The organism is Paenarthrobacter sp. CC6 (assembly GCF_040560085.1).
In the GTDB taxonomy this organism is placed as follows: Bacteria; Actinomycetota; Actinomycetes; order Actinomycetales; family Micrococcaceae; genus Arthrobacter; species Arthrobacter nicotinovorans.
On the sequence record NZ_JARDAN010000006.1, the window covers coordinates 126,827 to 146,397 of the forward strand.

At 63.3% G+C, this 19,571-nt stretch carries 18 protein-coding genes and 1 tRNA gene; 17 read left to right on the forward strand and 2 right to left on the reverse strand.

Features of this window, described 5'->3' with window-relative positions:
- Positions 1-9: 9 nt before the first annotated feature.
- Both PV760_RS05400 and PV760_RS05405 read left to right on the forward strand, forming a co-directional pair.
- On the forward strand, positions 10-1,350 hold the full coding sequence (locus PV760_RS05400; protein WP_354627317.1) for a 3-oxoacyl-ACP reductase: 1,341 nt from the start codon (positions 10-12) through the stop codon (positions 1,348-1,350).
- Positions 1,347-2,273 carry a MaoC/PaaZ C-terminal domain-containing protein gene (locus PV760_RS05405; protein ID WP_354627318.1) on the forward strand — a complete coding sequence of 309 codons (927 nt, stop codon included), beginning with the start codon at positions 1,347-1,349 and terminating at the stop codon, positions 2,271-2,273. The genes PV760_RS05400 and PV760_RS05405 overlap by 4 nt, the downstream gene beginning before the upstream one ends.
- Positions 2,274-2,441: 168 nt before the next feature.
- On the opposite strand, the gene PV760_RS05410 is transcribed toward PV760_RS05405, so the two are convergent.
- Positions 2,442-2,524 (reverse strand) — tRNA-Leu (locus tag PV760_RS05410).
- 264 nt (positions 2,525-2,788) lie between these two features.
- On the opposite strand from PV760_RS05410, the gene PV760_RS05415 reads away from it, so the two are divergent.
- Together PV760_RS05415 and PV760_RS05420 are read left to right on the forward strand one after the other, a co-directional pair.
- Positions 2,789-4,093, forward strand: coding sequence for a M20/M25/M40 family metallo-hydrolase (locus PV760_RS05415; RefSeq protein WP_039241278.1), 1,305 nt, complete (start codon positions 2,789-2,791; stop codon positions 4,091-4,093).
- 28 nt (positions 4,094-4,121) lie between these two features.
- A complete protein-coding gene (locus PV760_RS05420; protein ID WP_079581441.1) occupies positions 4,122-5,282 on the forward strand; it encodes an acyl-CoA dehydrogenase family protein in 1,161 nt (386 codons plus the stop codon).
- A gap of 36 nt (positions 5,283-5,318) precedes the next feature.
- On the opposite strand, the gene PV760_RS05425 is transcribed toward PV760_RS05420, so the two are convergent.
- Complete coding sequence (locus tag PV760_RS05425; protein ID WP_011774832.1) at positions 5,319-5,552, reverse strand: DUF5703 family protein; 234 nt, start codon at positions 5,550-5,552, stop codon at positions 5,319-5,321.
- Positions 5,553-5,591: 39 nt separating this feature from the next.
- On the opposite strand from PV760_RS05425, the gene PV760_RS05430 reads away from it, so the two are divergent.
- The 13 genes from PV760_RS05430 (at position 5,592) to PV760_RS05490 (ending at position 19,505) form a co-directional block, all read left to right on the forward strand.
- Complete coding sequence (locus PV760_RS05430; RefSeq protein WP_018777618.1) at positions 5,592-5,852, forward strand: hypothetical protein; 261 nt, start codon at positions 5,592-5,594, stop codon at positions 5,850-5,852.
- 270 nt (positions 5,853-6,122) lie between these two features.
- On the forward strand, positions 6,123-7,799 hold the full coding sequence (locus PV760_RS05435) for a sugar transferase (RefSeq protein WP_079581439.1): 1,677 nt from the start codon (positions 6,123-6,125) through the stop codon (positions 7,797-7,799).
- A 60-nt stretch (positions 7,800-7,859) separates the two neighbouring features.
- A complete protein-coding gene (locus PV760_RS05440) occupies positions 7,860-8,969 on the forward strand; it encodes a Gfo/Idh/MocA family protein (protein WP_018777620.1) in 1,110 nt (369 codons plus the stop codon).
- Positions 8,966-9,985 carry an NAD-dependent epimerase/dehydratase family protein gene (locus PV760_RS05445; protein ID WP_055975791.1) on the forward strand — a complete coding sequence of 340 codons (1,020 nt, stop codon included), beginning with the start codon at positions 8,966-8,968 and terminating at the stop codon, positions 9,983-9,985. Before PV760_RS05440 ends, PV760_RS05445 begins: the two co-directional genes overlap by 4 nt.
- A complete protein-coding gene (locus tag PV760_RS05450) occupies positions 9,982-11,145 on the forward strand; it encodes a DegT/DnrJ/EryC1/StrS family aminotransferase (RefSeq protein WP_189075565.1) in 1,164 nt (387 codons plus the stop codon). Before PV760_RS05445 ends, PV760_RS05450 begins: the two co-directional genes overlap by 4 nt.
- A complete protein-coding gene (locus PV760_RS05455) occupies positions 11,145-11,807 on the forward strand; it encodes an acetyltransferase (protein ID WP_039241284.1) in 663 nt (220 codons plus the stop codon). Before PV760_RS05450 ends, PV760_RS05455 begins: the two co-directional genes overlap by 1 nt.
- Complete coding sequence (locus tag PV760_RS05460) at positions 11,804-13,270, forward strand: oligosaccharide flippase family protein (RefSeq protein ID WP_354627319.1); 1,467 nt, start codon at positions 11,804-11,806, stop codon at positions 13,268-13,270. The genes PV760_RS05455 and PV760_RS05460 overlap by 4 nt, the downstream gene beginning before the upstream one ends.
- Positions 13,267-14,541, forward strand: coding sequence for a glycosyltransferase (locus PV760_RS05465; protein ID WP_354627320.1), 1,275 nt, complete (start codon positions 13,267-13,269; stop codon positions 14,539-14,541). The genes PV760_RS05460 and PV760_RS05465 overlap by 4 nt, the downstream gene beginning before the upstream one ends.
- A complete protein-coding gene (locus PV760_RS05470) occupies positions 14,541-15,722 on the forward strand; it encodes a glycosyltransferase (RefSeq protein ID WP_354627321.1) in 1,182 nt (393 codons plus the stop codon). Before PV760_RS05465 ends, PV760_RS05470 begins: the two co-directional genes overlap by 1 nt.
- The gene (locus PV760_RS05475) at positions 15,712-16,614 is read left to right on the forward strand and encodes a glycosyltransferase (protein ID WP_354627322.1); all 903 of its coding nucleotides are present in this window, start codon (positions 15,712-15,714) and stop codon (positions 16,612-16,614) included. The genes PV760_RS05470 and PV760_RS05475 overlap by 11 nt, the downstream gene beginning before the upstream one ends.
- 53 nt (positions 16,615-16,667) lie before the next feature.
- Positions 16,668-17,450 (forward strand): hypothetical protein, encoded by a 783-nt coding sequence (locus PV760_RS05480; RefSeq protein WP_018777628.1) that lies wholly within the window; start codon positions 16,668-16,670, stop codon positions 17,448-17,450.
- A 2-nt stretch (positions 17,451-17,452) separates the two neighbouring features.
- On the forward strand, positions 17,453-18,169 hold the full coding sequence (locus tag PV760_RS05485) for a hypothetical protein (RefSeq protein ID WP_354627323.1): 717 nt from the start codon (positions 17,453-17,455) through the stop codon (positions 18,167-18,169).
- Between the two features lie 31 nt (positions 18,170-18,200).
- Positions 18,201-19,505: an O-antigen ligase family protein gene (locus PV760_RS05490; protein ID WP_354627324.1), complete on the forward strand. Its 1,305-nt coding sequence runs from the start codon at positions 18,201-18,203 to the stop codon at positions 19,503-19,505.
- Positions 19,506-19,571: the final 66 nt, after the last annotated feature.

Sequence of the window (19,571 nt, forward strand, 5' to 3'; positions counted from 1 at the left end):
GGGAACTCCATGACAGACAAGTACACACAGATCGTCAGCCACGGACTGGGCAGGAACGTCGCCCGGAAACTGGGACTGCCACAGCCGGTGGAGCTTCGACGCTACCAACCCGGAGCACCGCTGATAACCGGCCCCGTACTGGTCAGCGGTGACAGCGCCGGAAGCGACGACATCGCCACCACCCTTCTCGGCTGGGGCCTGGACGTCCGCCGGAATGCGCTCCCCAAGGAAAAGCTGGGCGCCATCATCCTTGTGCTGGATGCTGTGCAGCACCCGGAGGACCTTGGCAAGCCTGTCCTCAAGGCGGCCGCCTCCCTGCGGGACCTCGCTCCCAACGCCCGGGTGGTGACGATTTCGCGGACCCCCCAGTCCGCACCGTCACCGGCGTCGGCGGCCGCCCGCCAAGGCATTGACGGACTCCTGCGGTCCCTGGCCAAGGAGCTGCGGGCCGGGGCGACAGCCAACGGAATACTCCTCGACGACGAGCTGGCAACAACCAGTCCGTCTGCGCTCGGCGCCCTGCGCTTCTTCCTGTCGGGCCGCTCGGCGTACGTTGACGGACAGTTCCTGACGGTCTCCTCGACGTCGGGGGCGCTGCCTACGGACTCCGACAAGCCGCTGGCCGGCAAGGTCGCAGTTGTTACCGGAGCTGCCAGGGGCATCGGTGCTGCCATTGCCCGCACCCTGCACCGCGATGGGGCGAAAGTGGTCCTGGTGGACATTCCGGCGGCCGGCGACCATCTGGCCGCTGTCGCCAATGACGTCATGGGCACCGCGCTCCAGCTCGACATCAGCCGTGATGACGCAGGGCATCGGATCATTGAACACGCCGTGGAACGCTACGGCCGGCTGGACATCGTGGTGCACAACGCCGGAATCACCCGCGACAGGCTCCTGGCCAACATGGACGAGGTCCGGTGGCAGTCCGTGATGGCGGTCAACATCGCGGCGCAACTGAGGATCAATGAGGCCCTTCTGGCATCGGAGCACTTCAGGACCTCTCCGCGCATCGTTTCAGTGGCCTCCACCAGCGGAATCGCCGGCAACAGGGGCCAGACCAACTACGGGGCGTCCAAAGGTGGCGTGATCGGCATGGTCAGGTCGACGGCGGCCCTGCTGGAGCCATACGGCGGCACCATCAATGCCGTCGCACCTGGATTCATTGAAACCGAGATGACAGCCAAGATGCCTTTGGCCATCCGCGAAGCGGCAAGGCGGCTGAACTCCCTTAAACAAGGCGGCCAACCACAGGACGTAGCCGAAGCAATTGCCTTCCTCGCCAGCGACGCCGCCGGCGGGATCTCCGGAGGAGTGCTGCGGGTCTGCGGGCAACAGCTGGTGGGAGCATGAACACGCCACACGCGGTGGTTCTTGAGGAGCTTCCGTCGCTGTCCCGGCTTTACGTCAACGCAGCGACGACGGCGGCCCGCCGGCGCGTACTGGGCGCAAATTCAGGCGGAACCAGGTTGCCGGCGGTCAGCCACGAGGTCCGGGACGTCAGGGCCGACGTCGAAAACCTGACCGCCTACCAGCACTTGGTGGGGGAGACGGCCAGCGACACCCTCCCGGCCGGCTATGTCCATGCACTGGCGTTCCCGGTGTCCATGAGTGTGATGAACCGGGACGATTTCCCTTTACCGCTCCTTGGCATGATCCACCTCAGGAACCATGTGGAGCAGCACATGCCCATCCACTTCACCGAAACCCTGGACATCAAGTCCTGGGCGGAGAACATGACAGGGCATCGCGCAGGGACCCAGCTGGACGTTGTTGCTGAAGTCCGTTCCGATTCCAATGGGACGCTGCTGTGGCGCGGGGTGTCCACCTACCTCGCCAAAGGCGTTTTCCTGCCGGGCATCGATAAGGCGGGAACCGCACATGGATCTTCCGCCCCAGCCGATTTTTCACCTCCGGATCCCACAGCCCTCTGGCAGCTTGGCCTGGACATCGGGCGGAGCTATGCCGCGGTGTCGGGTGACTTCAATCCAATCCACCTGAGCGTCCTGTCAGCGAAAGCACTGGGCATGAGGGGCTCGATTGCCCATGGGATGTATCTGGCCTCCCGGGCGTTGGCAGACGTTGGAGCTGCCAAGTCGGAGGCTTTTACCTGGAAGGTCACGTTCGAGGCTCCTGTTTTCCTTCCTGCACGGGTGGCCTTGGATATTGCGACAGTCCAGTCCGCGTCGGGGGCGTGGGAGCGCTCGGAGTACATCGCTTGGAATCCGCGCAGCGGTAGGCGCCATTTCCTGGGCTCCGTTTCAGCATTGTCGTGAACCATGTCCGGTAAGCGGCGGCCCCTTCGGTGGGCGCCGCTTACCGGATCGACAAATGAAGAAACAATAGTGACCAACGTCGCAGAGGCGGCCTCGACTACGGCTCGCAGCAGTTCGTGATGGAAACAAACAAGGCCTGGAATCCGTGGATTCCAGGCCTTGGTATTGTGCGCGGAGGGGGACTTGAACCCCCACCCCCTTTCGAGGACTAGCACCTCAAGCTAGCGCGTCTGCCATTCCGCCACCCGCGCAGGTGGTGTTCAGCAGGAGCAGTAAGCACCTTGCGGCGCTTCATATTCCTCCGAAGCAGCGAGAAAAACTCTAACACGGTTTCAGGTGCCTGAAAAATCGGCAGGAGCCGCCAGGCACGGGTGAGGCCCCGGGGACCCTTGGGGCCGTGGAGTTCCTGACTCGGGGCGCAACTGGTGAGTAGGCTAAAGGTACACGGGACGGGCTGCGGATGAAGCAGTCCGCGTCGCCGGAACCTGCAGCCCAGCCACGCAAGGAGAGTTTCCATGTCTGCCATCCGCCCTGAAGACGAAGTTGTCAGGATCTGCCAGGAGCTCATCCGCATCGATTCCTCGAACTACGGCGACGACACCGGTCCCGGGGAGCGGGCAGCAGCCGAATACACGGCCGGACTCATCACTGAAGTAGGCCTGGAAGCGGAAATTTTCGAATCGGCCCCTGGCCGCGCCAACGTCGTAACCCGCATGGCAGGCGAAGATCCCGGTGCGGACGCGTTGGTTGTGCACGGACACCTGGACGTCGTGCCCGCGCTGAAGGACCAATGGAGCGTGGATCCCTTCAGCGGCGAATTGAAGGACGGGCTGGTGTGGGGCCGCGGAGCCGTGGACATGAAGGACATGGACGCGATGATCCTGTCCGTCATGCGTGACTTCGCCCGGACCGGCCGCAAGCCAAAGCGGGATATCATTTTCGCTTTCTTCGCCGATGAAGAGGCCGGCGGCACCTACGGTGCCAGGTACGCGGTGGAGCACCGCCGTGAGCTGTTCGACGGGGCCACGGAAGCCATCTCCGAAGTGGGTGGTTTCTCCGCGACCATCGGCGGGCAGCGGACCTACCTGCTCCAAACTGCCGAGAAGGGCCTGTCCTGGTTGCGGCTGGTGGCCCACGGAAGGGCGGGACACGGTTCCCAGATCAACACTGACAACGCTGTGACCAGGCTGGCAGCCGCGGTTACCCGTATTGGCGAATACAAATGGCCTGTTGAGCTGACCCCTACCACCCGGCAATTCCTGGACGGCGTGACTGAACTGACCGGCGTCGAGTTCGACGCTGACAACCCTGACATCCTCCTCAAGGAGCTCGGCACGGTCTCACGCTTCGTGGGTGCCACCTTGCAGAATACGTCCAACCCCACCTTCCTGCGTTCGGGCTACAAGCACAACGTCATTCCCGAGTCCGCCGAGGCCTTCGTCGACTGCCGTACCCTGCCTGGGCAGCAGGAGCTGGTGTTCGAGACCATCAAGCAACTTGCCGGCGACGGAATCGACATCAGCTACGTCAATAAGGACGTTTCCTTGGAAGTGCCTTTTGCCGGCAACCTTGTCGATTCCATGATCGATGCCCTCCACTCCGAGGACCCCGGGGCCAAGGTCCTGCCCTACACCCTCTCCGGCGGCACGGACAACAAGTCACTGAGCAAGATCGGCATCACCGGGTACGGCTTTGCGCCCCTGATGCTGCCGGACGAGCTCGATTTCACCGGAATGTTCCATGGTGTTGACGAGCGGGTGCCCGCAGAGTCACTCCAGTTCGGCGCCCGCGTCCTGAATACCCTGCTGAGCAACTACTAAACGGCACCCACCACAAGGAGGCCCTGCTTTGACTCCCGAAGAAATCCTTCCCGACGCCCTGCTGGAAAGACTGCGGGGCCGTGCTGCCGGGTACGACCACAACAACCAGTTCTTCCATGAGGACCTGGAAGAACTGGCAGCCGCCGGTTACCTCAAGCTGTTCGTGCCGGAGCACGACGGCGGCTTGGGGCTTGGTCTCGAAGCGGTAGCTGCGCTGCAGCAGCGGCTCGCAACGGCTGCCCCGGCCACCGCCCTGGCGGTGAACATGCACTTGGTGTGGACCGGCGTCGCGCGCGTCATGGCGGCCAGGGGTGACGATTCCCTGGACTTCGTCCTCAAGGAAGCCGGGAAGGGCGAAATCTTCGCCTTCGGTATATCGGAGGCCGGCAATGATTCCATGCTGTTTGATTCGGGCACCGTTGCCGAACCTTTGGCTGACGGCAGTTACCGCTTCACCGGCCGGAAGATCTTCACCAGCCTCTCGCGTGGCTGGACGCGGCTGGGGACGTTCGGCAAGGACCCGGAAGCCAGGGAGGGTGAGGGCGAATTGGTGTTCGGCTTCCTCCGCCGTGACGAACCCGGGCATGAGACCCTCAGCGACTGGGACACCCTGGGCATGCGGGCCAGTGCTTCGAACACGACGCTGCTGCATGGAGCGGTCATCCCGGCCGAACGCATCTTCCGGAAACTGCCTGTGGGTCCCAACAAGGACTTGCTGATCTTCGCCATCTTCGCGTGCTTTGAGACGTTGCTTGCCGCCGTCTATACGGGCGTTGCCGAGAGGGCGTTCACGCTTGCGGTGGAGAATGTGAAGCGTCGCGTGTCGGCGAAATACGGTGGCCGCAGTTACGCGCAGGACCCGGACATCCGGTGGAAAGTGGCCGACGCTGCTTTGGCGATGGACGGGATCTACCCTCAGATCTCAGCGGTGGCCCGCGACGTCGACACCATGGTGGACCACGGGGCCCAATGGTTCCCCAAGCTTGTGGGGATCAAGTCCCGCGCCACCGAAAACGCCCGGCATGTGGTGGACCTGGCCATCCGGGTCACCGGAGGATCAAGCTACTTCCGTGGCTCGGAGATGGAGCGGCTGTACAGGGACGTCCTGGCGGGAATCTTCCATCCATCCAACGACGAATCAGCCCACAACACAGTTGCCAGCGCCTGGCTGGGACCACTCGAGGGCTAGTCGAACGAACTGCGTGCGTCGAAGGAGCTTGGGCACCTAGACGGTGCGCTGCACGGAGTAGACCTTGCGGCGCAGCCAGAATCGTCGTCCGCCACCGAGATAGAGGACGCTGCGCTCCAGTTCCCACTTGCCGTACTCTGAGTGCTCGGCCAGCCGGCGCCGGGCGTCGGGCAGTGAATCATCAGGCCCCACCGTCAGAACGAGGTATTCGTACTGACGTGCGTAGTCTCGTTGGCGCTCCACGGAGCTGCCTGGAAATTGTTCTCTCATCCCTCTCCATTTTCGTCTTTTTCCGGCTAACGTGAAGTCATGAGCATCGATCCGCGTGTCGCGCTTCAATCATTTACCGCCGCCCTGGAAGAACATCTCGCCGCTGCATCGGCACGACGCGGTGAGGGCGACCCCACCGTCGAAGCCGCCTTCTTCGCCGTTGCTGACGCCTTCGAAGTCTACGAAGACGCCCTCTACGAGTCATTTTCAGAGGTCACGCCTCTCCAGGTTTTCGAGGATGAGGATGAAGATGAGGAAGAGGACGACGAAGACGAGGCGCTCGAGAGCGTAGACGACTGATTTTCCGTTGTACCGGCCGCCACACGGCGGCCGGTTTTTTGTGCCCTTTTCGCGGGTTCGGCCTTGGTGAAACGGTGCGGATTTCCGGGCTTTTCCCTGTCCTCGCGGTCAAGCAAAACACGTAGTGCCCCGACGGCCAGCTAGGTACTCGCACGTAGGACCCTTGGGCAATACTGCGCAAACTTGAGTACCGACTACTGGTGCGCCCCCTTGCGGCCAAAGCTTCACTGATATGTAGGCAATGGACGGTCTGCAAAGAAGGCTGACAAGGTGAAAGTTCCAGTCGTACGTTTAGGCAAGGCGGCAGCACCCAAGGGTGCGGGCCATGCTGCCGTGGGACCAGCCTTCCCAGTGGACCCGGTCACTGCCCACGTCAATCCGCCGGTGTCTCCCTGGATTGACAAGTCCGTTGCTGCACAACGGACTAAAAAGGCGGGACTGGCGGCGCCCAGGCCGGATGTCACCCTGGACCTCGTGCCGCCAGTCACCCACCGCCACTCACGCGTCAAGCCCCCGCAGCGGAACCGGCTGGGCTGGACGCGCTTCCTGACCACCTCCCTGACAGTCTCCGACACCATACTGGTCTCAGCCGCCGTCTCAGCCGGCTATGCACTCAATACCGGGGGACTGCCCTTCACAGACGGAACTTCCGGGTTCCCGCGCCAACTGACCCTGGTGGTGATCCTGGGCATCATCTGGCTCGCCGCCCTGGAGGTCTACCGGACCAGGGATCCGAAAGTACTGGGAGTTGGACCGGAAGAATACAAACGGGTGCTCTCAGCGAGCTTCAGGGTGTTCGGCTTCCTGGCAATCGTCGCAGTGGTTTTCCGTGTTGAATCGGTAAGCTCCTACGTTCTTGTCTCCCTGCCACTGGGCATCGTGGCGCTGACAGGCAGCAGATGGGGCTTCCGTAGGTGGCTGACCCGCGAAAAATCACGGGGGCGCTGCCTGACCCGCGCCATCGTGGTGGGAGAACCACAGGACGTCCGGTACGTGATCAAGCAGATCAACCGGAAGTCAGGTGCCCCCTACGACATCCTCGGCGCATGCCTCCCGGGGGCCAGGCGTGGGGCGGTGCTGGTCGTAGACCAGGTCCGTGTCCCCGTTCTGTCATCCATCTACGGGATAGCGCACACGGTCCGCCAAACCGGAGCGAATGCCGTCATCGTCGCCGGACCCTTGCCCGGCGGAAACCAATTCATCCAGGAACTCGGCTGGCGCTTGGAAGAAGACGCCGCCGAACTCGTCCTGGCCGCAACGCTGACCAATGTGGCCGGCCCCCGGATCCACTGGCGGCCCGTGGAAGGCCTGCCACTGATGCACGTGGACATTCCGCACTACTCCGGAGGCAAGCACACCCTCAAGCGATTGATGGATATCGCCGTTTCTTCCCTGGCACTGGTTGTCCTCTCGCCGGTCCTGTTGGCCCTTGCCATGATCGTCAAAGCAGACAGTCCCGGTCCTGTGCTCTTCCGCCAGCAACGCATAGGAAAGCAAGGCACCACGTTCCAGATGCTCAAATTCCGTTCCATGGTGGTTGACGCCGAAGCGCGCTTGGAGGAACTGGACAACCAGGACGAAGGAGCAGGCGTACTTTTCAAAATCCGCGGTGACCCACGTGTCACGACATGTGGCCGGTGGATGCGCAAGTACTCCTTGGACGAACTGCCGCAGTTCTGGAACGTCCTTGCAGGCGACATGAGCCTGGTCGGCCCACGGCCACCGCTGGCGCGGGAAGTGAATGGGTATGAACGACACACCCATCGCCGGCTCCTGATCAAGCCCGGCATCACCGGGCTCTGGCAAATCAACGGACGGTCCGACCTCCCCTGGGATGAGGCTGTCCGGCTCGATCTCTACTACGTGGAGAACTGGTCCATCGCGGGGGACTTGATGATCATGTGGCGCACTTTCCGGGCCATGATCCGGCCATCGGGTGCCTATTAGCCACCGCCCGCAAGGCAAGGCAACAAGAAACCTGCTACCTATACAGAATCCGAGTGGGAAATGAGCATACGAACTATTCCATCTGGACAACTCAACGGCAACGGTCACCGGCCCAAGCTGCGCATTGCGGTGGTCGGCGCCGGTTATTGGGGTCCCAACCTCGCACGGAACCTCAAAGCCAGCCCGGACTGGGATCTCGTAGCCATCTGCGACCTGGACGTTGAGCGCGGCATGAAGCTCGCCGAATCGGTGGGTGGGGTGGCCGTCGTCGAGTCTTTGGACGAACTGCTGGACGACTACAACCTGGACGCCGTGGCCGTCGCAACCCCGGCGCACACGCACCACGGCGTAGTGATGACGGCCCTGCGCGCGGGCAAGCACGTCCTGGTGGAGAAACCGCTGGCTGACAGCCGCGCCAAGGGACTGGAAATGGTGGACGAAGCCAAAGCCAGGGGACTGGTGCTGATGGCCGACCACACTTACTGCTTTACCCCGGCGGTCCTCAAAATCCAGGAACTGGTGGCCAGCGGCGCCTTGGGCGACATCCTCTATGTTGACTCGGTCCGGATCAACCTCGGGCTCGTCCAACCCGATGTCAACGTGTTCTGGGACTTGGCGCCCCACGACCTCTCCATCCTCGACTTTGTCCTGCCGGGCGGCCTGCACCCCACCGAAATTTCGGCCCACGGCGCGGATCCCCTCGGTACCGGCCGCGACTGCGTCGGGCACTTGACCTTCGGACTGCCCAATGACGCCATGGTCCACATCCACGTCAACTGGCTCAGCCCCACCAAAATCCGGCAGATGATCATCGGAGGGTCAAAGAGGACCCTCGTCTGGGATGACTTGAATCCGCAGCAACGGCTCAGCGTTTACGACCGCGGCGTCAGCCTGGAGCAACAACCCCGATCGGCTGCAGACAAGAAAGCTTCGGCCATCTCGTACCGTCTTGGCGACACGTGGTCACCGGCCCTCCAGGAGCGCGAACCGCTGGGACAAGTGGTGGCTGAACTCGCTACCTCCATCCGGAACCACACGATGCCCCGCACCAGCGGCGAATCCGGGCTCAGGGTCTTGTCCGTCCTGGAGGCCGTGACGCAAAGCCTCGGCACGGATGGACGGTCCACCATCGTGGCCGGCAATGAGACGAATCTCCAGGTTGTGCGATGAAAGAGCTCTTGGGCGCCAACGTGCTGGTCACCGGAGGCGCCGGAACCATCGGCTCCACCGTGGTGGACCAACTGCTCGACGCAGGCGTGGCCCACGTCGACGTTTTGGACAACCTGGTGCGCGGCAGACGCGCGAACCTGGACCAGGCTTTGGGCGGCGAGCGCGTCTCCCTGGTCGAAGGTGACCTGCGGGACCGTGACCTCGTCAACGACCTCACCCGCGGCAAAGACCTCGTGTTCCACCAGGCCGCCATCCGCATCACCCAGTGCGCAGAAGAACCACGCCTGGCACTCGAAGTTCTGGTGGACGGCACTTTCAACGTCTACGAAGCAGCCGTGGACCACAAAGTGGGCAAACTCGTCTCCGCGTCAAGCGCGTCCGTGTACGGGATGGCTGAACAGTTTCCCACCAGGGAAAACCATCACCACCACAACAACGACACCTTCTACGGCGCGGCAAAGTCCTTCAACGAAGGGATGGCCAGGAGCTTCCGGGCCATGTCCGGCCTGGACTACGTCCTGCTGCGCTACTTCAACGTATACGGACCCCGCATGGACGTCCATGGGCTCTACACCGAAGTCCTCGTGCGCTGGATGGAACGGATCGACGACGGCCAGCCACCCATGATCTTCGGCAGCGGTGACCAAACCATGGACTTCGTCCACACCCACGACGTCGCCCGGGCCAACATCCTGGCAGCTGTCAGCGATGTGCGTGAAGGCGTCTACAACGTCGCCAGCGGAACCGAAACCAGCCTGGCTGAGCTGGCGCAGACCCTCCTGAATGTCATGGGTTCAAGCCTGCATCTCGAGCACGGTCCGGAGCGTGCCGTCAACGGCGTGGCCCGGCGCCTGGCGGACACCACCGCAGCACGTAAAGACCTGGGTTTCGAAGCAGCCATTGGACTGGAGGACGGTCTGCGTACTTTGGTCTCATGGTGGCGGCCGCTCCGTGCGGAAATAGCAGCCGCCCGCCTCGTGGCCCACCCCGCCGTCCCCGCAGCAGGTGCGCGATGACCATCTCCGAGACGCGCCTGGCCCGTATCGACGTCATGAAACCCTGGCTTGGCGAAGAGGAAGCCCAAGCAGTGGCCGAAGTGATTGCCTCCGGGTGGGTGGCCCAAGGACCCAAGGTCCGTCAGTTCGAAGAAGCCTTCGCGGCGGAGCAATTGGCAGGTCACGCAGTGGCTACCTCCAGCTGCACTTCAGCCCTGCACCTGGCGCTCGCGGTCGCCGGCGTTGGACCGGGTGATGACGTCGTTGTCCCGTCATTTTCCTTCATTGCCACAGCGAACGCGGCTACTTACATGGGAGCACGCCCTGTGTTCGCCGACGTCGACCTCCAGACAGGGTGCGTGACAGCCGAGACCGTGGAAAGAGCCCTGACTCAGGAAACCAAGGCAGTCATCGCCGTGGACCAAGGCGGGGTGCCCGTTGACCTGGATCCCATCAGGGCCCTGTGTGAGCCCCGCGGGATCATCGTGGTGGAAGACGCAGCCTGCGCCATTGGCTCCCGCTACCACGGCCGCCCTGTCGGTGCCGGCGCGGAGGTGGCAGCCTGGTCCTTCCACCCGCGCAAGATCCTCACGACGGGAGAGGGCGGCATGCTCTCAACTCCACGGCAGGACTTCGCGGACAGGGCACGACGCCTCCGGGAACATGCCATGAGCGTTTCGGCCTCGGACCGGCACGCCAGCATCCTCGCACCGGCCGAAGAGTACCTCGAAGTCGGGTTCAACTACCGCATGACCGACCTTCAGGCCGCCGTCGGACTCGTCCAACTGGGCCGCCTCCGGGAAGCCGTCCAACGGCGTCGTGAACTGGCCGCAAACTACGCGAACGCGTTTGCCGGCGTCGCAGGCCTCCGCCTGGTCGGCGACCCGGACTACGGGACCGGCAACTTCCAATCCTGCTGGCTGGAAATCGGGCCGGCGTTTCCCCTCGGGAGGGACGGACTGATGGGCCATCTTGCACAGGACGGCATTTCAGCCCGGCGGGGCATCATGGCAGCCCACCGCCAACCCGCCTACGCGGGCAAGGACACCGGCGGGGCGTCCCTTGAGGTCACGAACTGGCTGACTGACCATACGCTCATCCTGCCGCTGTACCACCAGCTGGCCCTCCACGACCAGGTCCGGGTCATCGACTCGGTCCTGCGGGCATCGAGGCACCCATAATGAGCGAACTTCTCCTCATCGCTGCCAGCGGCCTCGCCCGTGAGGTACTGGCCATGGTCCGCAGCAGCGGCCCGTTCGACGTCATCGGAATCCTCGACGACGACGAGGACAAAGCCGGCCGGGTGGTCGACGGTGCACACGTCCTTGGGCCCATCCGTGACGCCCTGAAGTTCCCCCACGCGTTGCTGCTGGTCTGCATCGGATCAGGTAGCGGCCGCGAGGGTGTGGTGATGCGGTTACGAAGCCTCGGGCTTGACGAAGAACGCTACGCCACAGCCATAGATCCCTCCGTCAACGTTCCGGAGGGGTGCGTGATCGGCCGGGGGAGCATCATCCTGGCCCACGTCAGCATGACGGCGTCAGTGACCATCGGCAATCACGTTGTCGCCATGCCCGGGGTCACCTTCACCCACGACGACGTCATCAGTGACTTCGCCACATTCGCATCAGGCGTTTCCCTGGGCGGCAACGTTCGGGTCGGCCGGGCGGCCTACATCGGCATGAACGCCAGTGTCCGGGAGGGCCGGTCCATCGGGGCCAAAGCGACCATTGGCATGGGAGCGGCCGTTCTGAACGATGTTCCCGACGACGAGACCTGGGCCGGTGTCCCGGCCCGGGTGATCAGGCGCGGCAATACGCCTGCGCTGGAGGGGGCCCAGTGACGCTCAAGAGCCCGGTTACCCAGCGGAAGGGACCAACCCCCACAAGGGCGTTCGTGATCAGCGTCGTCAACGCCTTTATCACCAAGCTGGGGACCATTGGAATCGGTATAGCGTTGGCGCGGCTGCTGGGGCCTGAGGAATTCGGGACCTACGCGGTGGCGTTCATTGCGCTCGTCGCCGTCCTGAGCTTCAACGAATTGGGCGTCAGCCTGGCGATCGTACGCTGGCCGGGGGACCCCAAGGAAATAGCCGCCACAGTCACCACCATCTCCGTAGTCTGCAGTGTCCTGCTGTTCGGGCTCTCGTACGCGGTTGCACCCCTCTTCACAGCGGCCATGGGAAACGAGGCAGCAACGGACGTGGTCAGGGCCTTGGCCTTCTGCATCGTGCTCAACGGGCTGGTGGCCACGCCCGCGGCCCTGTTGCAGCGCAACTTCCGCCAGGGACAACGGATGGTCATCGACCAAGTCAATGTGTGGCTCGGGGCGGGCGTTTCGTTGATCCTGGTGATCGCCGGAATGGGAGCCATGAGCCTGGCAGTGGGCCGGGTCCTGGCCAGCCTCGTAGCGGCCGTCCTGTTCCTTGTTTACTCGCCCCTGCCGTACCGGTTCGGATTCTCACCGCTCTCCGCGAAACAGCTCCTGGCTTTCGGACTTCCCCTGGCAGGTGCGAGCGCTGTGGTCTTTGCCGTGGGTTACGTCGACCAACTCATCGCCGGGCGGCTGTTTGGCCCGGTGGTCCTCGGCTTCTATGTCATGGCCTTCAACATGGCCGGGTGGCCCTCGAGTTTGTTGTCCCAACCCCTGCGAAGCGTGGCGCCGCCGACCTTCGCCAGGCTCCAGGACCGGCCGGATGACATGAGGGCGGCCTTGCTGGCGATGATCGGAGCAGTGTCGGCCATGGTGTTGCCCGTCTCGGCGGTGATGGTGGGGTGCGCCCTTCCCCTTGTCAATGTCGTCTACGGTGAAGCCTGGGCCCCGGCGGGCATGGCGCTGATGTGGTTGGCGCCCCTCACGGTCCTCCGGATCCTCCATGAGCTGCTGTACGACTACCTCGTGGTCCTGGGTTCGTCCCTGTCCATCTTGAATGTGCAGCTCGTGGCTCTGATCGCGCTCGTTCCGGCGCTGCTGGCAGGCGGTGCGCTCGCAGGGATGCCTGGGCTGGCAGCGGCTCCTGTGCTGGTGGCCCTGCTGGTGACCTCGCCGCTGTATCTCCGGGCTCTCCGGAAGGCAGGTGTGCCGCTCCTGGCCGTGGGAAAACGCTTGGGACTTCCCACGGTCATGGCAGCACTGACTGCAGCCGGCTGCTACGCAATCACCCGGTTCCTGGATTCCCCTGTGGTCGCTGTCCTCGTTTCCACGGGACTGGGAGTCGTCGCGATGGCGGCAATCATGGGGCTTCGACGGCAGGACCTGCGGGACGTCCGGATGTGGGGGCGTGGACGGGAGGTGGCCGCGACATGAGGATCCTGATCTACCCGCACGATCTGCGCATGGGCGGCAGCCAATTGAACGCCATCGAACTCGGTGCCGCAATCAGGCAACTGGGCCATGAGGTCATTCTCTTTGGACAGCCCGGGCCCCTCGTCGAAAGGGGAGCAGAGCTTGGGTTGGAGTTTGTCCCCGCACCTGCACCAGGGAAGCGACCTTCCCCATCGGTCATCAGAACTTTGGTGCGCACCGTCCGCGAGCGCCGGATCGACGTCGTTCACGGCTACGAATGGCCCCCGGCGCTGGAGTGCCTGGCGGCCTCCAGGCTGGTGCCGGACACCACCGCGGTGGCCACGGTGATGTCCATGGCAGTGGCTCCGTTCATCCCCAGGTCCATGCCGCTGATGGTGGGCACTGAACAGATCCGGCAGGGCGAGCTGTCCTCCGGACGCCACCGTGTCCATTTGCTGGAACCGCCCGTGGACATCATGGCCAACCGCGTGGTCGATGACGCGGACCTGGAAGGGTTTCGCGCACGGTGGGGACTGCATGGCGACTTTTTCACGATGGTTTGCGTCTCCCGCTTGGCCAAGGAACTCAAGCTTGAAGGCATCCTGTCGGCGATTGATGCCGCGGGACAACTCGCCCGGGATCTCCCGGTGCATCTGCTGATCACAGGTTCAGGCCCGGCGGAATCCGTGGTCAGAGCCCAGGCCGAACGCGTCAACGCGGCGACAGGGGAAAACACGGTTATTCTCACCGGTGAACTTGCTGACCCCAGACCGGCCTACGCTGCTGCCGACGTCGTCCTGGGCATGGGCGGCTCCGCCCTCCGGGGGCTATCGTTCGCCAAACCGCTCGTTGTCCAGGGCGAAGGAGGCTTCTGGGAACTTCTCACTCCAGAGTCCCTGCCGGTGTTCCTTTGGCAGGGCTGGTATGGTTCCGGTCCGGGTTCGACCGGTACCGGGACCGACGCGCTGGTAACCATCTTGAGGGCTCTCCACACGGACGAGCTGCTGAGGAAGTCATTAGGCTCTTTCGGCCGATCGGTGGTCGAAGACAGGTTTTCACTCACTTCCGCGGCGCAACACCAAACCGAGTTGTACCAGCGCTTCCTGGCCGGCGCTCCCGCGACGCGGTCCCGTTTGTGGGCTGAAACCATCGCCGGGGTGCAGTACTCCTCCTATGTGGTTCGCCGACGTTATCAGCGCCTCCGTGGCCACCAGCCCGCTGAAGACTTCAACGCCCGTCCTGTCGCCGTCCGTGCTGCCGCGGCCGGGCAACTCGTCTCAGGGGAGGCGTGATGGACACGATCATGTACATCTCCGGTGGCCAATGGGATGGCCTGCCCGGAACTGATCGGCTGCTGGCTGAGTCCTTGGCAGAGACAGGCCCGGTCCTCTGGGTTGACCAACCTGCCCCTGTCTTCCGGTTCGCAGATGTCCGGAACCACACGGTGAGGAGTCTTCGCGGGATCCCGGAGACCATGACACCGCACTTGTCGCGCTTGCGGCTTCCTGCTCCGCCGTTCTTCAGCAGCACGCTTGGCCGTCCCCTGACCGAAGCCATTGCACGTCACTGCATGGATAACGCCATGAAGACCGCAGGCGGTCCAGTGTCGGCGGTCGTCAATGCCTCCCCGGTTGTAGCGTTCCCTGACCGTGGCAGCGGCGTGCGGCTGCTGCATCTGACGGATGACTGGCTGGCCGCAGCTGAATTGATCGGATTTCCCTCCGGCTATCTGAGGCGCTCCCTGGAACGCAACATCGGGACGGCCGATGTCATCACCGCTGTCTCAGCAGGCCTGGCCGCCAAGATGTCCCATTTCTCGGGACGGCCCGTGCAGGTTCTTCCCAATGGGTGCCGTCCACCGGCCAGCCCGTCCACAGACGAGCACCGGAGGCCGGTCGCGGTCCTGGTGGGACAACTCAACGAACGATTGGACCTTGACGTGCTGGAGTCGTTGGCCGACGCCGGGCTCAGCCTTCTGGTCATTGGTCCGCGGACTGAGTCCAACCCGATAACCAGGCTGAGGCTGGACGCCTTTCTGGAGCGAAGCAACGTGGATTGGCGTGGACCTCTGGCCCCTGATGACGTACGGCGGCTGCTTCTGACCGCAGCCGTCGGGATCACCCCTTATGCCGACACGGAATTCAATAGATCCAGCTTCCCCCTGAAAACGTTGGAATACCTGTCGTCGGGCTTGCCCGTGGTCGCCACGGACCTGCCTTCCGTTCGATCGCTGCAGTGCAGCGCTTTAGCTGTGGCAAGCAGCCGTGCGGCATTCGTGGATCTGGTCAGGGCTGCCCTGCAGGAGCCTCCGGACCGGGAGCAACGTGAAGAGATGCGGCGCGTCGCGGAGGCGAACTCCTGGGACGTCCGGGCCGCCAGTATCAGGGATCTGTGCCGGCAACCGGGAGGCGGGCGCAACACCAAGTTGCGCACGACAGTTCAATCCGTTCGAGGAGCAAGCCATGAACGTTGATAAGCCGGGGAACCCGCCGTCGGGTATTGACCACGTGTTGCTCACTAGGTTCAATCTTCCTTCCCGGGGCTTTGAGAGCCTGGTCCGGGCCCAGGAAGGCTGGCTGAGGGACCGGATTGCTTTGTTCGAGCGCTACTGTCTACCCTCCGTGAAGGCACAGACCAACCGGGACTTCCGGTGGATCATCTACTTTGATCCGGAGAGTCCGGCCTGGCTGCTGGACCGCGTGCTTGGGCTGAACCGTGAAGGGACCTTCGTGCCCCTGTTCAGGACAGAAGTCAGCCCGTCCGAACTGCTTGAGGACATCAGGACAGTCACAGGGGGCGGACGTGGCACACTGCTCACCACCAACCTGGACAACGACGACGGGTTGGCCATCGATTTCGTGGACCGGGTGCAAAAAGCGGCCCACGATGCTGGAAACTCAGCGATCTACCTCGTATCCGGCCTGGTGATGGGAAAGGGTTCTGTTTTCCTAAGGAACGACCCCCGTAACGCGTTTTGCTCCGTCAGCGCCCCCTGGTCCGCTCCTGTGACGTGCTGGGCTGCATGGCACAACCGGCTGGGCCAATCCATGAAGGTCACATCGCTGCGCGGTGCACCTGGGTGGTTGCAGCTGGTCCACGATCACAATGTCAGCAACAGAATCCGCGGCCGGCGCGTTTCCCCCAAGCCTTACAGGGCACTTTTCCCGGCCCTTTTGGCGGATGCTCCCATCCCCACTGCAAGTTCCATCATCGTGGATCGGGTCTTTGAGTCTCCCCTCCGGGCGTTACGGGAGCTCGCCCGGAAGGCTGCCAAGGCCGTGACCATCGCGCTGCTTGGAACCCAGGGCATCGATCGCGTCAAGACGCTGCTTGCCAACCGGAGAAGCACAGTGTCCAGGACCTGAGCCGTACGACTGGTCCAAACCCAAAGACACTCAACGAAAGGTAAGAGCAGGACATGCAGGTACAAAAGATACTGAAAAGCCTGATACGCCGATGGTTCATCGTCGTGTTGGGTCTTGCCGTGACCGCAGGCGCCTGCTTCTTCCTCCAGCAGAACGCGCCCGACAACTACAAAGCCCAGGCGAGCCTGGTCCTCCTGCCCTCCACCAAAAGCGTCGGAGAAGCCGGTAATCCATATCTGGGGCTGGGCGGCATGAGCGAGGCCCTGGATATCCTCACCCGCAAGATGTCCTCCGAGGAGTTCAAGGAGACCATCCGTGAACAAAGCGGGGCCAGCACCTTCACTGCTGAAGCCGACAAAGGAACAAGCGGTGCAATCCTCCTCATCACAGCCTCCTCACCCGACTCCGGCCAGGCCCTCAAGATCCTGGATACTGTGATGAACCAGGCACCCGTGGCCCTGACCGAGCTGCAGGACGTCCTCAACGTGCCAACAACTTCCCGCATTTCCACGATGAAACTGCTTGAGGACAGCAAAGCAGTTCCCGAGGTCAAAGCCCGGACTCAACTGCTCCTGGTCACCGCTGCCGGCGGCGTCGCGTTCAGCATCATGCTTACCGTACTCATCGACGGGTTGCTCCTGTCCCGGAAACACCGCAAGAGCACAGAACCCACCGACAAGCCCGCCGGATCCAAACCGCCCACGCCGCCGGCTACCAGGCAAAGGAAACCTTCCTCGACGGAACGGTTTTCAAGCAACCGGCCCACAACGGACGAACCGGCACACCTCGCGGGTGAAACTGCCAGTGTCGTACCCAGTTCCTACAGGCCGGGATAACCATGACCGCAGCCATCCTTCTCCGTATCCTGGGCAGGCGCTGGTACATCGTGGCCATCGGGATAGCCATCGGACTGGCGTCCCTGGGCGCGGTCCGGTCCGCTGAGCCTGTCTACTGGACCAAGGCGGAAGTTACGTTCGTCGCTCCGGACCGCGAACCGGCCTACTGGATACCCGGTGACGACTACGCGTCGCTGGTGGACTTCGCGGCCATGGTGGAGCGACGTGTCAACTACGACTCAGCATCTGTGGATCTCACGCTCTCCAGCGGAACCCTTTATGGTGCCGGGGTCCGGCACGGCTACTCAGTGACCCTGCTCAACAGCGGCGGCCAATGGGCCAAGAGCTTCCGATGGCCGGTCCTATCCGTGCAGGTGGTCGACTCCAGCGCACAAAAGGTGAAGGACGTGCTCCAAAACGTTGTCGACGGCATCAATGACGCTTCCCTGGCCCTCCAGCAGGAGGCAGGTGTCCAACAAGCCCTCATCACCACCCTCACGTCGCCGTCCAGCCCTGAGATCGTGTTCGGCGGAGGCACCCAACTCAACCGCGTCAAAGGCGCAGTATTCTGGGTTGGCCTAGCCGCCACACTTTCCATCCTGGCCGCAGTCATTGTTGATTCACGGCCCCGTCGCCGCAGAATCCTGCACAAGGGCGGCTCAAGCGTCCAACGTCCCGACATCCCGCACGCAAAGGTGAACTCCCGTGTACCGGGCTAACGGGTTACTACATCGAGACGGCATCCAGGGGGTGGCCCGGAAGTCCGATGCGCCCCTGTTCCTCACCATCTACCTGGTGCTCACATGTGCCCTGCCGTCAAACATGGTGATAGCGTCCCTGGGGTCCATCGGCCGGCCAAGCACGCTCTTCGCCCTCCTGGCCCTCGCGTGGTGGATCCTGCACCAGCTGCGCCGCACGACACCATCAATCAGGCGGTGGCATCCCTTGCGGGTGGCACTGGCAGCCTTCCTCCTCGTCGCAGCATCCAGTTACGCCTACGCCATGGTCAGGGGATTGCCGGAAAGCGAAGCCAGCCCCGCAGACGCGGGCCTCCTACGGCTCGCAGGATGGGCCGGGATCCTGCTCATAGCAACTGACGGCCTGACAACCCGCGAAAGCGTCAGGACGCTGCTCCGCAGGATCGCCCTGGCCGGGGGACTGACAGCATTGCTGGGCCTGCTCCAGTTCGCCACCGGCTCGTCCCTCATCGAATGGATCAGGATACCGGGCCTCAGCGTCAGCTCGGAGCTGGCAAACATCGATTCCCGGGGAGGCTTTGTCCGCGCGGCCGGCATGTCGTTGCATCCCCTTGAATACGGGGTAGTCCTCTCCACCTCGCTGCCGATAGCCATCACCCTCGCCCTCAACGACACCACCAAGCGCCGGCTGCTGTGGTGGCTCCCCGTTGGCCTGATATCCGTAGCTGCCATGCTCTCCGTCTCCCGGGCCGCACTGATCTGCATGGCATTGGCTTTCCTCATCTTCCTGCCGGTATGGCCCAAACAGCTCCGGCGGAAGGCCGTGATGGTTTCAGCCCTCCTGGTGGCAGTGATCTACGTAGTGACGCCAGGCATGATCGGAACACTCTTGGGCCTTTTCACCATAGGGACCGACGACCCCAGCATCAGTTCAAGAACCAACGGCTACTCCACCGCCTTCGGAATGGCGAGCCAGAACTTGCTGTTGGGCCGTGGCTTCGGCACCTTCCTCCCCGCGTACGTCATCGTTGACAACCAATACCTGGGGCTCCTGGTCGAACTCGGCATAGCAGGCCTGATCGCCTTCCTGCTGCTGGTCTTTGCCGGCATCCTCTGCGCCTGGCAGGCCAGGAAGTCGGCCAGGGACAACGAACTGCGCCAAATGAGCCAGTCAGTCCTTGCAAGCGTCGCCGCAGCCGCATTGGCCTTCGGATTCTTCGACGCCTTCGCCTTCCCCATGGCAGCCAGCCTCCTGTTCCTTATGCTGGGCATCTCCGGGGCGCTATGGCGCATATCGCGCAGGGAAACGACGGAGGCACAGATCCAGGAGAAAGCCGCAACCTCGGGGGACAGCTGAGACAGGGGACAGCTGGGACCGGGGACAGCTGGGACCGGGGACAGCTGAGACAGGATCAAGGCAGGG